At 51.7% G+C, this 15,686-nt stretch carries 14 protein-coding genes; 4 read left to right on the top strand and 10 right to left on the bottom strand.

Translation table 11 applies throughout. The features are described from left to right. The 4 genes from WKK33_RS08840 to WKK33_RS08825 form a co-directional block, all read left to right on the top strand. On the top strand, window positions 1-310 hold a 310-nt coding region (locus WKK33_RS08840; protein WP_337933439.1), incomplete at its 5' end, for a hypothetical protein. A gap of 116 nt (window positions 311-426) precedes the next feature. Further along, entirely contained in the window at window positions 427-1,059 is a 633-nt protein-coding gene (locus WKK33_RS08835) for a JAB-like toxin 1 domain-containing protein (RefSeq protein WP_337933437.1), read from the top strand. Between the two features lie 62 nt (window positions 1,060-1,121). Next, on the top strand, window positions 1,122-2,033 hold the full coding sequence (locus WKK33_RS08830) for a DUF5030 domain-containing protein (protein ID WP_337933434.1): 912 nt from the start codon (window positions 1,122-1,124) through the stop codon (window positions 2,031-2,033). A 10-nt stretch (window positions 2,034-2,043) separates the two neighbouring features. Beyond that, complete coding sequence (locus WKK33_RS08825) at window positions 2,044-2,937, top strand: DUF5030 domain-containing protein (protein WP_337933432.1); 894 nt, start codon at window positions 2,044-2,046, stop codon at window positions 2,935-2,937. Window positions 2,938-3,089: 152 nt separating this feature from the next. Here the strand turns inward: WKK33_RS08825 and WKK33_RS08820 are convergent, their stop codons facing one another. The 10 genes from WKK33_RS08820 to WKK33_RS08775 all read right to left on the bottom strand — a co-directional run bounded on the left by WKK33_RS08820 (window position 3,090) and on the right by WKK33_RS08775 (window position 15,442). Beyond that, entirely contained in the window at window positions 3,090-4,766 is a 1,677-nt protein-coding gene (locus WKK33_RS08820; protein ID WP_337933430.1) for a transporter, read from the bottom strand. 140 nt (window positions 4,767-4,906) lie between these two features. Next, window positions 4,907-7,159: a primosomal protein N' gene (gene priA, locus WKK33_RS08815; protein WP_337933428.1), complete on the bottom strand. Its 2,253-nt coding sequence runs from the start codon at window positions 7,157-7,159 to the stop codon at window positions 4,907-4,909. A gap of 314 nt (window positions 7,160-7,473) precedes the next feature. Beyond that, window positions 7,474-8,100 carry a porin family protein gene (locus WKK33_RS08810; RefSeq protein ID WP_337569196.1) on the bottom strand — a complete coding sequence of 209 codons (627 nt, stop codon included), beginning with the start codon at window positions 8,098-8,100 and terminating at the stop codon, window positions 7,474-7,476. A gap of 47 nt (window positions 8,101-8,147) precedes the next feature. Further along, entirely contained in the window at window positions 8,148-9,200 is a 1,053-nt protein-coding gene (gldN, locus tag WKK33_RS08805) for a gliding motility protein GldN (RefSeq protein ID WP_287768743.1), read from the bottom strand. A gap of 64 nt (window positions 9,201-9,264) precedes the next feature. Then, window positions 9,265-10,821 (bottom strand): gliding motility protein GldM, encoded by a 1,557-nt coding sequence (gldM, locus tag WKK33_RS08800; protein WP_215759787.1) that lies wholly within the window; start codon window positions 10,819-10,821, stop codon window positions 9,265-9,267. 58 nt (window positions 10,822-10,879) lie between these two features. Beyond that, entirely contained in the window at window positions 10,880-11,815 is a 936-nt protein-coding gene (gene gldL / locus WKK33_RS08795) for a gliding motility protein GldL (protein WP_337933425.1), read from the bottom strand. A gap of 5 nt (window positions 11,816-11,820) precedes the next feature. Beyond that, window positions 11,821-13,266, bottom strand: coding sequence for an SUMF1/EgtB/PvdO family nonheme iron enzyme (locus WKK33_RS08790; RefSeq protein ID WP_215759785.1), 1,446 nt, complete (start codon window positions 13,264-13,266; stop codon window positions 11,821-11,823). Window positions 13,267-13,336: 70 nt separating this feature from the next. After that, complete coding sequence (locus tag WKK33_RS08785) at window positions 13,337-14,275, bottom strand: type IX secretion system membrane protein PorP/SprF (RefSeq protein WP_337569203.1); 939 nt, start codon at window positions 14,273-14,275, stop codon at window positions 13,337-13,339. A gap of 141 nt (window positions 14,276-14,416) precedes the next feature. After that, the gene (locus tag WKK33_RS08780; RefSeq protein ID WP_215759783.1) at window positions 14,417-14,638 is read right to left on the bottom strand and encodes a DUF2795 domain-containing protein; all 222 of its coding nucleotides are present in this window, start codon (window positions 14,636-14,638) and stop codon (window positions 14,417-14,419) included. A gap of 234 nt (window positions 14,639-14,872) precedes the next feature. Next, on the bottom strand, window positions 14,873-15,442 hold the full coding sequence (locus WKK33_RS08775) for a hypothetical protein (protein WP_337933422.1): 570 nt from the start codon (window positions 15,440-15,442) through the stop codon (window positions 14,873-14,875). Window positions 15,443-15,686 lie beyond the last annotated feature (244 nt).

Here is a 15,686-nt window from a genome sequence, read left to right as displayed (position 1 = left end):
TAACCTGCAAGATTGCGTCACGGAATACCGCATTCATCAGACAAGCTGTTCGGCCAAAAACACGAAAGAGCAAAAAGAGAACTCGCTTAAACTTATTCTGTCCGAATTATGGAAGGCTCATGTTGATGTAAGCGACGATGAACTTAAAGTTGTTGCAGCTTGTTGCTTTGGTGCCACGGACACTTTTTGGAGCAAACACAAAATTGAACTTGACAATTGGATAAGCAAAGTTGCGACCTCAATAGAAAGCGGCACGGATCACAACCTCTACCCTTTGTTATCTTATATCATTAGGCATGGCCTTCGTTAAAACATTCAAAAAGGGCATATCAGCTTTGACGTACACTAAATTGTTTTTATCTTTGCAGAGTTACCCTATCGCTACTAATTGAGATTACACTCTGTCACCTTATAAAACATAGCAACATGAAAAAAGTATTAAGCCAAGAAGACCTTGACAACCTTTGGAAGGAAGTGTCGGTCATGTCGGGAGACGAAGGAGAAAAGAAGTACAAAAAGTACTGCTTTGACGAAAGTGGCATTTTGGTTGCCACATACCCCAGCGACCAAAACATCATCGATGTAAAGGGAAACGAAATGGAACTTGATGGCGACTTCGGCTACTTGATAATCAGCGGAAATGTGCAAAAAGGAGCATTCACTGGCAGCGCACTCAACAAAGGCGTTTTCGAGTTTTTGGCAGACCACACCAACGTGGAGTGGTCATATTGTTACAAGAAAGACTCAACAGGCGGTGTACTCATGACCACCAACGAAGAGCACCAATCAGAGTTGTTGAGCGACGAAAAATTCTACAAGCTAAATGGTTATAACAGTTATGCCCACAACCATTCGCAGACGCAAAAGGGGTATGAAAGGGAATTTGAACTTTATAACAGCTATCCCAGCCAAGCAGACATTGACAGAATGAAACATTACGGCTTTGAGCATGCAGAAATATACAATGAAAGTAACCAAAAGTATTATGAGTATTACAAAAGATCACAAGTGCAAGAAGAAATGATTGACAAAATCTTTGGACCAGGGAATCATGATTAAACACATCTTCTTACAAAGAAAACCATTCCTTCATCTATCTTTTTGACAGAAAACTACTTACTATGAAAAAGGGACTATCCATAATTATCTGGCTTTTGGCCTTAGGGCCATTAATTCCTACCGACGCGCAAGTACTGTCGGACGACGGATGGTTGAACTATAATCTGAACAAGGAGTGGCAGACATACCAATACCGGTCGAAGGACGACCTGTATCTGCTGAGAGAAAAATATTTTAGGGACACGATCACCATAGACGAGATGAAGGCGGCCTTTCGAACCAACAAAGACAAGCCTTTCAACTTCTCGCCCTATAGTGGGCACGATTCCATCTTCAGCTTTCGTGGCAACTTGCTCAACCTGGTGCGCCCCAAGGCGAAAGGCTTGCCCCTAAAGAGATTTTACATGAACCCAAACAAGACGAAGGAGGAAGCCAAGCTGCTTGATGGCGACCTCGTCTTCCTCCGATACCCCCAGCACTACATGGGATATGTGGTCTCACCCCAACCTCTCTTGGAAACCTTCGACAAAGGGCGTATCATGGGGCGCGAAGGCGTCATCATGTGGGGCGAAGCCAGTTTCTTCAGCCAGGCGCAACGGGTGATCGGATATCTCGACGGCACATGGGAGGGCCATCTCAGGGGAGGAACCCTCATGATGGGAATCTTGATGGGCAAGGATGAGCCACCACAGCCCAACAGGCCAGAGCGAACCTTCTCCGTATTGCTGTATGAAAAACCTGGGGCGCAGAAGGGTTACGACATCGCCCTGCTGGAGCCCAACGATCCTGATGACGTAACACGGAGGGATTTCCTATGGATGAAACAATTCGTGGAAAAACTGCCACAGGGCACCTTCAGGCCCTATTACACCACCGACTTCCGCATACTGCCTGCACGCTACTACCGCGTAACGGTCAATAAGTGCGGTTGGCTCGTGGAAGACTACATGGTCATCAACAAGAAAAAACGATAGCATGAAGACAATGATGAAAAAAACGATATTGCTCTTGGCCTTCATGGGACTGCACGGCTCCTTCTGCCATGCGCAATGGGACTGGTGTAAGATGGACCTTGAAAACACATGGAGTGAGTATAAATGCATTTCCAATACAGACCTTACCGTGGCAGAATGGAATTTTTTCCGAGATACGGTGACGGTGGACGAAATGAAAGCCGCCTTCCTTGAAAACCACGACAAGCCTGGGTACACTTCGCCCTACGTGGGCTTCGACTCCATCGAGACACCAGGCGACAAGTCGCTTGTGCTCAAGATATGGCCGGAGGGAACGCAACCGCAGGAGCTCTACAACCGCAAAAACGAGAAGCGTCCGTTCACGGGGGCAGCATTGCTTCTCCACAACCCACAAAACTACATGGGGTTCATCGTCTCACCCTACCCCACCTACGAGGCTTTCCAGAAAGGAAAACTCATCGCCCACTGCGGAACGCCCTATGGTGGGGGAGCCGATTACTTTAGCTATGCGCAGCAAACCATGAAGAAGCACAACGGGGTGTGGAGCGACAGCATCGCAAGCGGAGCCAAACTGATGGGCACAATCTTACAACTGGAAGGCACATTCAAGCAGGACAGTCCGGAATGCACCTTCTCCGTGTTGGTCTATGAAAAGCGTGACAAGGATGGCAGACATTACCCTAAATACGAAGTCGAATTGCTGTTGCCAGAAAAGCCCAATCCTCCTGTAGGGATCTATTTGCTATCATTCAACTGGTTTGTGGAAAACTTTCCTTACCAAACATTCAAGCCTTATTACACCTCAGACGGGCGCATCCTGCTGGGGCGCTATTACCGCGTGACGGTCAACCGGTGCGGATGGCTCGTGGAAGACTACATGGACATCAACAACAGAAAGCCTTAACAACAGGATGCCTTAACGACCGAGGGCGAAGACGGACCAATGGGCCCACAAAAAATGAGAAAGCGCAACCATCCATCGGGAACGGTTGCGCTTTAGCATTTATAAAACTTTTGGTGGGTGAGGCAGTGCACCGCACCCACTAAGCTGTAAGCTTAGAAATCGATGTTCAAGCCCAAACCAAACACGTGGTTGGTGCGAGTGAAGGTGTTCTTGCCATAGAGCAGGCTCTTTCCGTCCTCAGTAACGGGCTTGGTGAGCATGTTCTTGATCTCCTCAGCGGCACCGGCAGCCACCTCATCGCTCTGGCCAAGTTTCGTAGCCATACCCTTCACGATGGTACCCGTGAGGTTGGCCAAATCGTTATAGTTGTTAGAGGCTGCGGTGAAGTCGCTATAGTTGGTCTGGAAGTAGGCCACATTGAGCGTCATCTTCTTATTGAGGTGAACGCCGAAGCCAAAGCCGTAGCTATAGCTGTTCACCACAAAGCTGACATCCTCCATGTAGTCGCCAGTCATCTTATAGTTGGTTTTCTGCACACCGGCGCTGACCTCAACCATCTTCGACACGTCGTACTCGGCACCAAAGAGGAACTCATTGGTGTTGCCGCCCAAACTCTTCTGATGGTTCTTATACTGATGAGCGTCCTTGTCGAAATAGTGGTGCCAACCGGCATTGAGGCGAAGCGAGGGGATGACGCTCCAACGGGCACCCAGCGTGAGCAGTGCGGGCGAATCCTCAGGCACATTCTCCTTATCGGCCCAACGGTCGAGAATCTCAAGGTTGCGTGCGCTCTCGCTGTTGGCAGCCTTGTTCTTCAGGCGCATGCGGGTTTTGAACTCATACTTGGCGGCGAAATTGAAGTCGCCCACCTTATAGTCGACACCCAAGATCGGCGCCACACCCCAACCGGTCTGGTCGCAGTTAAGGCGAACATCCTGTGTGGCATTGCCCAGCGCACCGAGCATGGCGGCCTTCACGGCATACTCCTGAGCCTTGGCCTGAGCGGCCTGGGCACCTGCCATATCGCCTTTCTGGGCGGCATACTGAGCGGCGGCGGTGTAACGACCCACAGCCTCATAAGCCTGCGACGACTGACCGAGGAAAGTCTCGGAAGCGTTCACATACTCGTTAGAGCCAGCGAAACGAGCCTTGATATTGCTAACGTAGCCATAATAGTTGCTGTTGCCATAGAGCATGCGCAAGCCACCATAGGCCGACCAGTGCTCATTGAACTTATATGCGGCACCAAACGTGAAGCCGAAGTAATACTGGCGACCACGCATGTAGGTGTCCATGTCGTAAGAGTCGACGGCAGGAAGACCCAGCGAGCCCAAGCCCAACTTATTGGTGACGGCGTCGAGGTTCTGCGACAGCAGGGGCAACATGGCCACAGTGCTCTCGAACGAAGGCAAGCCGTTCTTGAAGATACACTTGCCACCGCCGCCCAAAATGCCAAAGCCAAACTGGAAGCTCCAGTTGTCCTTGTTGTAAGCTGCCTGGATGGTGGGAATGACAGGAGCGTTGGCCTCACCCTTGAAAGTCTTCGTGGTGCTCTCGTTCTTGGCGCCAAAGGCAAACGGGGCGAAGATGCCTGTCACAGTACGCGTCTGACTGGCGTTCTGCAGGTTGAGTGATAAATGGAGTCCTTCGCTGAGAAACGCAACACCGGCGGGGTTAAAATACACACCGTCGATGCCAATGGCGGCATCGCGAGCGGGGTTGCGAAGAAACTGAATGCTCTGGTTGGTGTTGGTAAGAATGCCACCAGCGTGCGCATTCTGAATGGTCAACATTGCCATCGCGGCAATTGCCAATTTTAACTTATTCATCTTAAATTCCTTAAAAATTTTGCGCAAAGTTATTTCAATTGTGCAATATAGAGACTTACGAGGAAGAATAATTAAGATGTATTAACACTTTAGACAAACTTTCCTGCACAAAGAATTTGATTTGTGCAGGAAAACAAACATTATTGGGGGTCTACGTCGAAGAATATTTGCAAGGTGGAATAGCTCTTTAGCGAGAGCAGTTGCTGACGTGTTTGTTGCAAGAAGAGGCGCACCTGTCGGAGGTCGACGTCTTGACCAAGTTTGATAACGAGCTTGCGGATGCAGAGTTGCTTCACACGCGCCACTGAGGGTTTGTCGGGGCCCAGCACACGATCGGCCAGCGAACGGCGCAATAGCGCCCCCATCTCGAGGGCCGCCGCCTCTACCACCGCCTCCTGCTTGTGGCGCAAGAAGACATAAACCAAATGGGTGAACGGCGGATAATGGAACAACTCACGCTCAACAAAGAGGTCGTGGTAGAACGTGTCGCAATCGTTGGAAACCACCTGTTGGACCACCGGCAACTGCGGACTGCGGGTCTGAAGGATGACCAGACCACGGTCGCCACGGCGCCCAGCACGCCCACTCACCTGACTCATCATCATGAAAGCATGCTCGTAAGCGCGGAAATCAGGATAGTTGAGCATCGAGTCGGCGTCGAGGATGCCCACCACACTCACCCTGCCGAAGTCGAGGCCCTTCGACACCATCTGCGTACCAATGAGCACATCGGTCTTGCCCATGGAGAAATCGGTGATGAGCCGCTCGTAGGCGTTGCGCGTATGGGTGGTGTCGAGGTCCATGCGTGCCACACGTGCCTCGGGGAAGATGTCGCGTATCTGGTCCTCAATGTTCTCGGTGCCATAGCCACGACCACTGATGTGCGGGTTCTCGCAATTGGGACAGATGGGGGGCACGGCATAGGTGGCGCCACAGTAATGGCACGTCAGGAGGTTGAGACGCTTGTGGAACGTGAGCGACACGTCGCAGTTCTTACACTTGGGCACCCATCCACACACCCGACACTCGAGCATGGGCGCAAAGCCGCGACGGTTCTGGAAGAGGATAACCTGACGACCGGCGGAGAGCGCATCGCGCATGGCTGCCAGAAGCGTGGGCGAGAACGGGCCGCGCATCATCTTGCGGTGGCGTAGGTCCTTGACGTCGACCACGTGGATCTCGGGCAACTGTACATCACGGAAACGGGTGGTGAGGCGAACCATGCCATACTTCCCCGTGAGAGCATTGTGGTAGCTCTCGGCCGACGGGGTGGCTGTACCCAGAAGCGTCTTGGCCCCACACATGTGCGCCAGGACGATGGCCGCCGAACGGGCATGGTAGCGCGGGGCTGGGTCTTGCTGCTTATAGGAGTTCTCGTGTTCCTCGTCGACGATGACCAAGCCTAAGCGTTGGAAAGGCAGGAACACGGCGCTGCGGGCTCCCAGGATGATGTCGTAAGGATCGGCGGAGAGTTGCTTGCGCCATATCTCCACACGCTCGGCATCGCTATAACGCGAGTGGTAGATGCCCAGGCGGTTGCCAAAGATGCGCTGCAGGCGCTGGGTGATCTGCACCGTAAGGGCTATCTCAGGAAGGAGGTAGAGCACCTGCTTGCCCTCAGCGAGGGCCTGCAGGATGAGATGGATGTAGACCTCGGTCTTGCCACTCGACGTAACGCCGTGAAGCAGCACCACGGGATGTTGCATCCACTGCATGCGTATCTGGTTGTAAGCGTCGCCCTGGGCGGCACTGAGTTGGGCGGCACGCTCAAGATGGGGCTCAAGGGCATGGTTGAGTCGTCCCACCTCGTGCTCAAACGTGGTGAAGATGCCACGCTTGACGAGATTGGCAAAGATAGCCGAGGTGGCGTGGGCGGAATTCAGCAAAGCCTCGCGAGTGAGCAAGGCCGATGGATCGGCGGCCGCCAACTGGAGGTAGGTCTGGTAAACCTCAAGTTGCTTGGAGGAGCGGCGCAACATCTCAAGCGCCACCTTTTGGCCTTCAGGCGAGGCAAACTGCTTGGCCAAGGCCACGCAGGTCTCCATCTTCGGGCGATACTGCGAGTCGGCCTTCAGTCCTGCGGGAAGGGCCGCGCCATACACATCGCCAAGCGTGCACATATAATAATCAGCTATCCAGCGCCATAAGCGAAGTTGCAAGGGTAGCACCACGGGCGTATCATCCATGAGCGCCAACACGCCCTTCACCTTCTCAGGAGGGAGGTCGGGGGCCTCGTCATGGACACGTGTCACCACTCCCGCATAGGTCTTGCTGGCGCCAAAGGGAACCAATACGCGCATGCCAACCCCACAACGAAGCGCTTGGGCGTCGTCGATGGTATAAGTGAACGTGCCGTCGAGCGGCACAGGAAGGATGACATCTACGTAATGCATGGTTCCGATGATTAAAGGCCCATGGCCCATCAAATGGAAAAGAATATGCTTGATGGACCTTGGATGCACAAAGGTAATGGAATTATCGCTCAACAACAAGGAAACGCTATGCTTTTGAACATTTATTAACCACAAATCGCGCTTTCGATACTAACCCCAATGCCCATGACCGACCGCAAACAAAAGCATACGAAGGAAAAAGCCACTCGCCCTACACCATAAACGAAAAAGCCTCCTTCCGCAGCAGGAAGGAGGCGATGGGGACGGCCGGTTACCAGATGCGGAAACCAGTCGTTATGAGTTGGCTGCTTTGATTAGAAGAAATAAGCCAAGCCAACCTGCCAAGAGTTGTTGCGGCTTCGAGACTGGGTGCCAGCCACCTGACCCAAAGCGTCGGAAGCTGCCTTGACCAATGTGACGTCGGCGGTCTTGCCACAAGCAATGTTGTAGTTGGCGGTGAGCTGCAGGTGTGTGAGCAGAGAGACGCCCATACCTACGTTGACACTGAAGTTTGACTTCTTCAACGAATAGTTGCTGGTGTCCTTCCAGTTGAAATCGGTCTCACCGACATTGAAGCCTACCTGAGGACCGGCGAAGAGGAACACGCTGGCAACGCTGCCAAGACCCACGCCATAACGCAGGTTGATGGGGATAGCCAGTTGCTGCTGCTTGATGGTCTTGGTCTCGTTCAACTCATTGTCTACCTTGGCTGAACGGAAGTCGTAAAGCAACGAACCGTCGATGGCAAGGCCTGTGAGCGGCAAAGAAACCTTCACGGTCGGACCAATGAAGAAACCTGTGCGGTTAGAGGCGTCGAAAACCTCGCTCGAAAGCGACATGTCGGTCACGTTAAGGCCTCCCTTGAGACCAAACTTCACCTGGGCGCTCAGCGGAAGAGCCATGAGCGCAGACAGCATGAGGGTTGCGAAAATCTTTTTCATAAATCGGATTATTGATGATTGTTGGTTGTAACGATGGGTGATAAGCATCAATGGCGCTGACGGCGCACGGTGACGCGGGCGGCACTGGACGTTGACGGCGATGAAGAACGACGGGTGCGCTTCACTGTGGTCTGCGTGGTGCGGCGGTTCTTGCTCTTGTTCTTAACAGCCTTCAGTTGCTTCTTGTCGAGTTTGGCAATGGAATCGACCGAGTCCTTGCGGGCCTTGTCGCCCCACACGTTTTGCTCAAAGCGCTCAATCTCTTTCTCTATACGACTCTGCTCACGCGACAACTTGGCTGTGTCACCTCCAGCCACTTGTGCCAGTGTCTTGCCGAGCATGTTGGTGGTCTTGTAAATCTTACCACGATAGGCATTGGTGGTGAAGTAGTCGTCGAGCGACATGGTGGCGGCGTTGTTCAGGTTGCTCGTCATGATGGTCTGCTTGGAGAGGAACGGCGCCAAGTCGTCGTATTTCACCCAAAAGAGCGGGTACTTGGTAACGCCATCGCCAAAGTCATCCTCGCGGTACATCACAGGGCAGATGGCTTGCACCTTGGTGTGGAAGGTGGCCGACACCTGGTCGAAGTAAGCGCTCTCCTTGATGAAATAGCCCTTGACCTCAGCTGAGGGAATATCGCTATCGTCAATATGAACGCCGCGATCGCCACGCTCGTAGAAGATGTGGTAATCGTCGAGGAACTTCAAAGGCTGGATGCGTAGGCTCTCATCGAACCGCTCATTGCCGCTGTTCACATCGTAGCTGTAGGCGGCTATTCCACCATGGCGCGGTCCAGCCATGATGAGCTTGAAGAGGTAGGTGAACAGGTTCATCTGGGTGCCCACAGGCTCAGTGGGGTAATAAAGTCCGGCATTGGCGTCGTCGTTGAGGTCAAGTTCACGATAAACGTCGCGTCGCCACACCACATCCTCCGCCATCTTGGCCTCCGTGGGGAAGGATATCTGGGCACGAGTGGTCATGTTGTTGGCATTAGACTTCTTAGCGGCCTGTGCCTGTTGCTGCTGCCGACGCGCTTCGGGCTGCGCCTGGGCGGCCATGCAGAAGCATCCTATCATGATGATGAATATCAGTCTTCTCATGGTTTGTATGGTCTGATTTGAATGTTCGTATGATATGGGTTATGGGTTCGAAAGAAGCAGGCGTTTACTTAACCTTCACCTCCATGGCACCAGGCAGTGAACGGGTGATGCCGTCGGGACCTTTGGCCTTGATCTCGGTGATGTAGAAACGCTTGTTGCGGCTCAGGCGGCGGAACTGCTCTCGCATGCGGTCAGTGAAGTTGTTGCCCTGCGAGGCCATCTGAACGGCGTTGCCCATGTTGTCGTAGAAAACAACCGAGAAGCCAAGCACGTGGAACTGGATGTCGAGAATGCCGTCGTCCATGGCAGCGCTCAGGTGTGAGGAGCCTATCAGGCTGGCCTTCGAAAGGTTGCCGCCCTTGAAACGGTCGGTGCCCAAAGCGATGTAAGGCGTAGGATCGGGCAACTTACGAACCTTGAAAGTGAACGCAGGGAACGTGCGAACCTTACCGCCATCACGGGCGGTGATGTGGAACGTAACATCGTGACCCACAGCCGTGGGAATGGCCACATACTTGCCAGCTCCCTTCGACACCAGGCGACCACCGGTCATGGTCATAGAGACGGAGTTCTGGGGGACGCCAGGAACACTAACGCTCATCGGGTTATCGTAGCCCGCATAGAGCACGTTCATCAGGTCGGCAGCCACCGTGGCACCACCGGGAACGGGGATAACGTTGTACTTCTGCAGGAAGTTGCGGCGAAGGATGTCGCCAGCGGCGTTGCGCATCAGGATGTAACCACTAAACTGGTGCTCGCCTACACCACCCGCGGTGAACGAGTATTGGCCATTGGGAGAGTTGACCCGGCTGCCGTTGACATAAATCTCAGGATGTTGGGTGGAGTCGATGGCGGCCATGACGATGTTGGCCATAAAGCGCTCACCCGGATAGAGCGTCGTTTTCTCGGGAACGACAAACGCTTCCAACTTGTTGACGCGAATATCCTTCAAGTCGACATTCGACACCAAGGTGTGGAGCACGTCGCCCTCGGCGTAGCGCACATCATTCTGCAACTTAGACAGAAGGGTGACAGCTGCCGCCACAGGCATATTCTCGAACATATATTCCTGCCAGTTCTTGCCCAATGTGTTGGGGCGCTTCGGAACGGCAGTTGACAGGTTGCTTGAGATGATCTTACGTTGCTGAGGATCGGCGATATAGGTAAGGATGCGCTCACGGTAAGAGTTGATGGCATCGTACAACTTCTGACCCTTACCTGTGATGGGAGCCAGCATAACGGTGCCCGCGGCATCGAGATTGTCGGTGTTCTCTATATGGAGCACGTCGCCCTTGGGACCATCGGCCTCCTTGACGATAGCCACCTTCAACTCCTGCGCGAAGTTGTAAAGCGAGTCGCTCATGCGTTTCACCTCAGTGGCCTTCTCAAACCAAGCGCGCACCTTCTCTGGGTTGGCCGCCATCTGGTCTTTGAAATCGCCATAGATGGCCTCGTTCTCAGAAGAGGTATTGGCTGTGGTGCGGTTCAAGCTCTCCTCCACGATGGAAAAGCCGTTGAGCACCTCGGTTGAGATGTTCAAAGCAAGCATGGCCATCAAGACGATATACATCAAGTTAATCATCTTCTGGCGGGGAGTGACCGGTCTTTTCTTTATTGCCATGTTTTATTGTTTTAATAGGAATCAGCCTGCAAGGCATCGCTACCGTTGGTAGCAGGGCTTAGAGCTGGCTGGACGGTGACGAGACTGAGGAAGAGGCTCCTGCAACAGATGCTCCCGGGGCGGCAGCGCGCATGTTAACCGTCATGGCCTCAATCATACGAGCATAGATCTGGTTGAGCTGCTCGATCTGCTGCGCCATGCGGCGTGTCTGGTCGTTAATCTGGTCGATGGTGCCAATCTGCTGGCTGGCGCCCTTAAGCTGCATCTCATAGACTCTGCTAATGCCAGTAAGCGTACGGTTGAGATTCTCCATTTCCTCGCTGTCGCGGGTGAGACGGGCACTCTGCTCGTTGACCTTCTTCAAGGTCTCGACAAGCTCCTTCAACTCATCCACATAGCTACTCTGGGCCTCATTGAGTTTCTCTGCATCCTCGGCCGACATCTGCGGCACGTAGTTGGGAGTGCCAACAACGGTAGCGCCTGCCACTCCTGCTGCGGCAACCTGGACTGCTTGCAATTGCTCCTCGTCCAAGGGTTGGCCTGCGACCGACGCTGTTGCGGCCTGTGACGACTGGCCAGCGGCTCCGCCCGCAAAGATAACGGTGGAACCACCTTGGGCACCCGCCACAGCGGCTCCGTCCATGCGAGATTGCTCCTCCGCCAACTCCTCAGCGGCCTGCTGCTCGCCACGGCTATAGGTGACCTTGCCACTGGCAAGATACTCTTCCGTCATATGGGTGGGCAGATCACGGCCGTCGGCTGTCTTGTCGAACGGACGGTCGAAGGCAGAGATGAAGAACACAAACACCTCAGTACCCATACCGATGAACAGCATGATATTGGCAAGGGGAAGGTGCGTCAACTTAAAAAGGGCTCCAAGGATAACGACAGAGGCACCCCAGCTATAGGCGTAGTTGAGAAAGGTTTGACCATCAACGGTATCAATCCACTTCTGCAAACGATACACCAGATTGTATTTACTATGATTAGCCATAATGATTATCTCTTTTTCTGTTTTCCTGTTGTTGAATTAGCCAACGAGCGTACACAACGGAAACCGATGTAGCTACGGGGTTGGTTCTGATATTCCCAAGTGCGCCATGCACTTCGGATGTAACTCTCTGGGTCTTTCCATGATCCGCCACGCACACTCTTCTTCTTCAACTTGTAAGGGTCTTCCTTGGCAGCCTTATACTCCAACTGCGGGTTGAGGTCGTTCATGGCGTCCACGCCAGCCTCGGTATAGACGGTACTGGTCCATTCGGCCACGTTGCCCGCCATGTCGTAAAGGCCATTGGAATTGGCCGAGTAAGCCCCAACCTTACTGGTGATGAGGTTGCCATCCTTGGTATAGTTGCCACGGTCGGGCTTGAAGTTGGCGTAGAAGCAACCATTGCCATTGGCGACGTCGGTGTTCTCCCAAGGGAACTCCGTCTGCTCTCGACCGCGTGCGGCATACTCCCACTCGGCCTCGGTCGGCAAGCGATAACGCTGGATATAACGCGCCTCAGGACCGAGTCCCTTCAACAGGTAATCGGTACGCCAAGCGCAGAAAGCATTGGCCTGCTCCCACGTAACACCCACAACAGGATAGTCGTTGTAGGCTGGGTTGGAGAAGTAATTGCGAAGGTAGGTCTCGTTTTCTGAATTCTTGAAATCGTTGACCCAACATGTGGTATCAGGATAAATGTTGACGATGTAAGTGTTGAGGAAGTCCCATGGTCCCGACAGGGGTCGATTGATGGTCTCACGCACAATGCGTCCCTCATCGTCCACATAAGCGGTGTCCTTACTGATCATGACCGTCTCGTTGGGATCGACCACCACATCAGTGTTGAGGTTGCGCTGCTCTGGGTTCATGCGATTACGGCGCAAAGCAGCGGTTACATAGTCGTACACCTCGTACTTATAGTTCATTTGGCTCCAATCGAGCAGTTTCTCTCCCGTCACAGGATTGGTGACATAGAGGCTCTCGATGGCACGCAACTCGTCCTCACTGGGCTTACGCGGCAAGCGTTTGTTCCAGTTGAGATGAGGAGTGACAGGGTCGCCATTCTTGTCTTCCGTAATCATGTAACTCTCGTCGCCACCATATGAAGGATCGGCCAAACGGGTGCGGAGGATGCTGTCGCGAACCCACATGACAAACTGCTTGTATTGTGAATTGGTGACCTCCGTCTCGTCCATCCAGAAACCATCCACAGAGATGTCCTTGCGAGGCGTTGACTTTCCCCACAGACTATCCTGCTTGTCCAGTCCCATCTTCAGGAAGCCACGATTGATGCGCGTCATGCCATAAGGCGTGGGCTCGGTAAAGGCCTTTCCAGCAACGCCGACCACCTCACCACCTCGTCCAGACGTCGAAGCCGTCTTGGCACTGAAACAGCCTGTCAGCGCGAACACTCCCGCCAACAAGCTCAATGCGATAATGATATGTTTTCTCATCTTGACTTATTGTTCCTTCTTCAATGATTAATGTCCACCAGAGAACCATCCTCCCATGCTCTGTTGCATCTTACAGAATACGGATGCTCTTGTGCAGGTTGCGGCCTTTCTTTGTCAGGTTAATGTCGTGCTGATAACCTACGAACAACTCATGACTTCCATTGCCCGGATTGATGGCCGACGTGTAGAACTCGTAACTATAGCCCAAGACTATGCCATGAAAACTACCGCCAACCAATAGGGTAACCGAATTGGACGGACTGTAACTCAGTCCTCCATACATCATTTTCTGATCGTAATGATAGACCAGACGCCCTGTTACATCGGCCCGTAAGGCCTTTGTGTCCGTTCGGACAAACACTGATGGCTTTATTGTTAAAAACGGATTCCTTAACCGAATATTGTATCCACCCGTCAAATAATACGTGCGATCAATCTGAAATTCGTTGGTCTCACCAAGTGTGACAAGAGGAGCCGTGAGATGTTGGGCTGATAAGCCAGCGTACCAATCCTTATTTATATAATAAAGACCGAAGCCCAAATCGAGCGCATTGCCCGACACTTCCGACGTGGTAAAAGCCGGGTCGCTCGAGTCCTCAACGTCAATCTTACTTCCATCAAACGATTCATTAAGGAAACCAGCCTGCACACCCATGCTCATCTGCCCGCCCAAAAGCTTAAACTTTAGGGCGTACTGAAGCGCCAACTTCTGATGTGTAAACAATCCGAGCTTATCGTTCATAAACACCAAACCGGCACCATGATAGGTTTTCATCGCATAGAAAGGCATGTCTGCCGAAGCATAAGCCGTTTGTGGGTTATGCTCAAAACCGACCATATCGAGGGCATAAGCAGCCGTAACATTGAGTTTCGGTTGCTTACCCGCAGCACCTGGGTTAAACGATGTCTCCATGTCAAAATAATGACTGAAAGACGGATCGTATTGCGCCTTCAGCTGAACAGCGCCAAAGGTCAGTGCGATGATGAATATAAAAAAGCGTTTAAACACAATCAGATAACGCAAAAGTGAATCGTTTATTGTACGATAAAGCCGTTCTTCCCAAAAGAGGAACGGCTTTATCGCTAAATCGTATGAATCAGAGGAAACATGAGATTAGCATGATTCGCAAAGCGAAACCATCAGCCAACATCAATATTCATCCTCGTTCCAAAGGAAATCGTCCTTTGTAGGATAGTCGGGCCAAATATCTTCGATACTCTCATAAACATCACCCTCATCCTCAATTTCCTGCAGATTCTCAAGCACCTCAGCAGGGGCGCCTGAACGCGTGGCATAGTCAATGAGTTCTTCTTTTGTAGCAGGCCAGGGAGCATCTTCAAGCTTCGAGGCCAAGTCGAGTGTCCAATACATGTTCTAAAAGTTTTTACGTCATTCTTAATTAATGAACGCAAAAATAAGCATTTTTTGCTGAAAACCAAATAATTCGATGTGAATTTTCATAATATCACGGATAATGCATTACTTTTTAAGGAAACGCAACTTAAATACAGGCAAATTGACACAAAACACATCCTAAAAGCAAGCCAACTCGACAAATGTTTAAATCTAAGGCAAGCCCTCTAAATAGTCCAATGAGCAAGCCGATCAGCGATAATTGCAGCGATAGGAACGCTTAAACATCTTATGGTCAAAAAACACAACGCCCGCATCGTAAAGGTCAAACGAAACACAAGTACGATCATCAGCAAGTAACGCTTTCCAGCCCTCATAACATTGATGATTGCTACGCAGGCCCACAACTACCAGCATCCCATCATCAGCCATGTGGTTTAGCAATCTATCCCAATCAGTGAACTGGGCTGAGACAAGGCAAAAACGATTAGCATCACCAAGCTCATGTTCGCATTTCACCTGATGATAACCAGCCTGCAAAACGACCTCAATTGTCTCAGAAAGCAAATCACATGCCACATAGCATCGCTCAGAACAAATATATGCAGAAAGACGAGCGAGCAAAGAATACAAGCGCAAAGGATATTGGTCTAGTGCTAAACCATCTTTAGATATAAAGTCATCAAGCAAGAAAGCGTCCTTACCATCTGCAACATTCCTAACAAAATTATAGGCAAAAGGCGACTGAACGCCAAAACCATAAGTTCTTGGCTTCCTAAGGATACGACAAATAGATCGTTTGATGCTTGAAAACAGTTTCATAAGTAAGAACTAAGTGAGGTAGACATAGCCCTGACAAGGGCCTATTAACAATTAAGTAAGAGAAGCGTGAATCCCAACGAAAAGGTGAAGGAGCCACCACGAGAATCCAGTATCGATAATAGTCACTACACCTTGCAGCAAGCATAAGGACAAATACCACACAAAGAGGACAAGAGCCCTACGTCCTATAACAAGCAAAAAGCCCGAAGACTCGTTAGAATCCTCGGGCTTCGCTCTTTTGAAA

The sequence above is a fragment of the Hallella sp. genome (genome assembly GCF_037460745.1).
GTDB lineage: Bacteria > Bacteroidota > Bacteroidia > Bacteroidales > Bacteroidaceae > Prevotella > Prevotella faecis.
This window is presented reverse-complemented; position numbering and strand designations above follow the sequence as displayed.

Excerpts from the sequence above, each read along its gene's own strand:
- WKK33_RS08835 (WP_337933437.1), top strand. The coding sequence starts at position 427 with ATGAAAAAAGTATTAAGCCAAGAAGACCTTGACAACCTTTGGAAGGAA.
- WKK33_RS08830 (WP_337933434.1), top strand. The coding sequence starts at position 1,122 with ATGAAAAAGGGACTATCCATAATTATCTGGCTTTTGGCCTTAGGGCCA.
- WKK33_RS08825 (WP_337933432.1), top strand. The coding sequence starts at position 2,044 with ATGATGAAAAAAACGATATTGCTCTTGGCCTTCATGGGACTGCACGGC.
- WKK33_RS08820 (WP_337933430.1), bottom strand. The coding sequence starts at position 4,766 with ATGAATAAGTTAAAATTGGCAATTGCCGCGATGGCAATGTTGACCATT.
- priA (WP_337933428.1), bottom strand. The coding sequence starts at position 7,159 with ATGCATTACGTAGATGTCATCCTTCCTGTGCCGCTCGACGGCACGTTC.
- WKK33_RS08810 (WP_337569196.1), bottom strand. The coding sequence starts at position 8,100 with ATGAAAAAGATTTTCGCAACCCTCATGCTGTCTGCGCTCATGGCTCTT.
- gldN (WP_287768743.1), bottom strand. The coding sequence starts at position 9,200 with ATGAGAAGACTGATATTCATCATCATGATAGGATGCTTCTGCATGGCC.
- gldM (WP_215759787.1), bottom strand. The coding sequence starts at position 10,821 with ATGGCAATAAAGAAAAGACCGGTCACTCCCCGCCAGAAGATGATTAAC.
- gldL (WP_337933425.1), bottom strand. The coding sequence starts at position 11,815 with ATGGCTAATCATAGTAAATACAATCTGGTGTATCGTTTGCAGAAGTGG.
- WKK33_RS08790 (WP_215759785.1), bottom strand. The coding sequence starts at position 13,266 with ATGAGAAAACATATCATTATCGCATTGAGCTTGTTGGCGGGAGTGTTC.
- WKK33_RS08780 (WP_215759783.1), bottom strand. The coding sequence starts at position 14,638 with ATGTATTGGACACTCGACTTGGCCTCGAAGCTTGAAGATGCTCCCTGG.
- WKK33_RS08775 (WP_337933422.1), bottom strand. The coding sequence starts at position 15,442 with ATGAAACTGTTTTCAAGCATCAAACGATCTATTTGTCGTATCCTTAGG.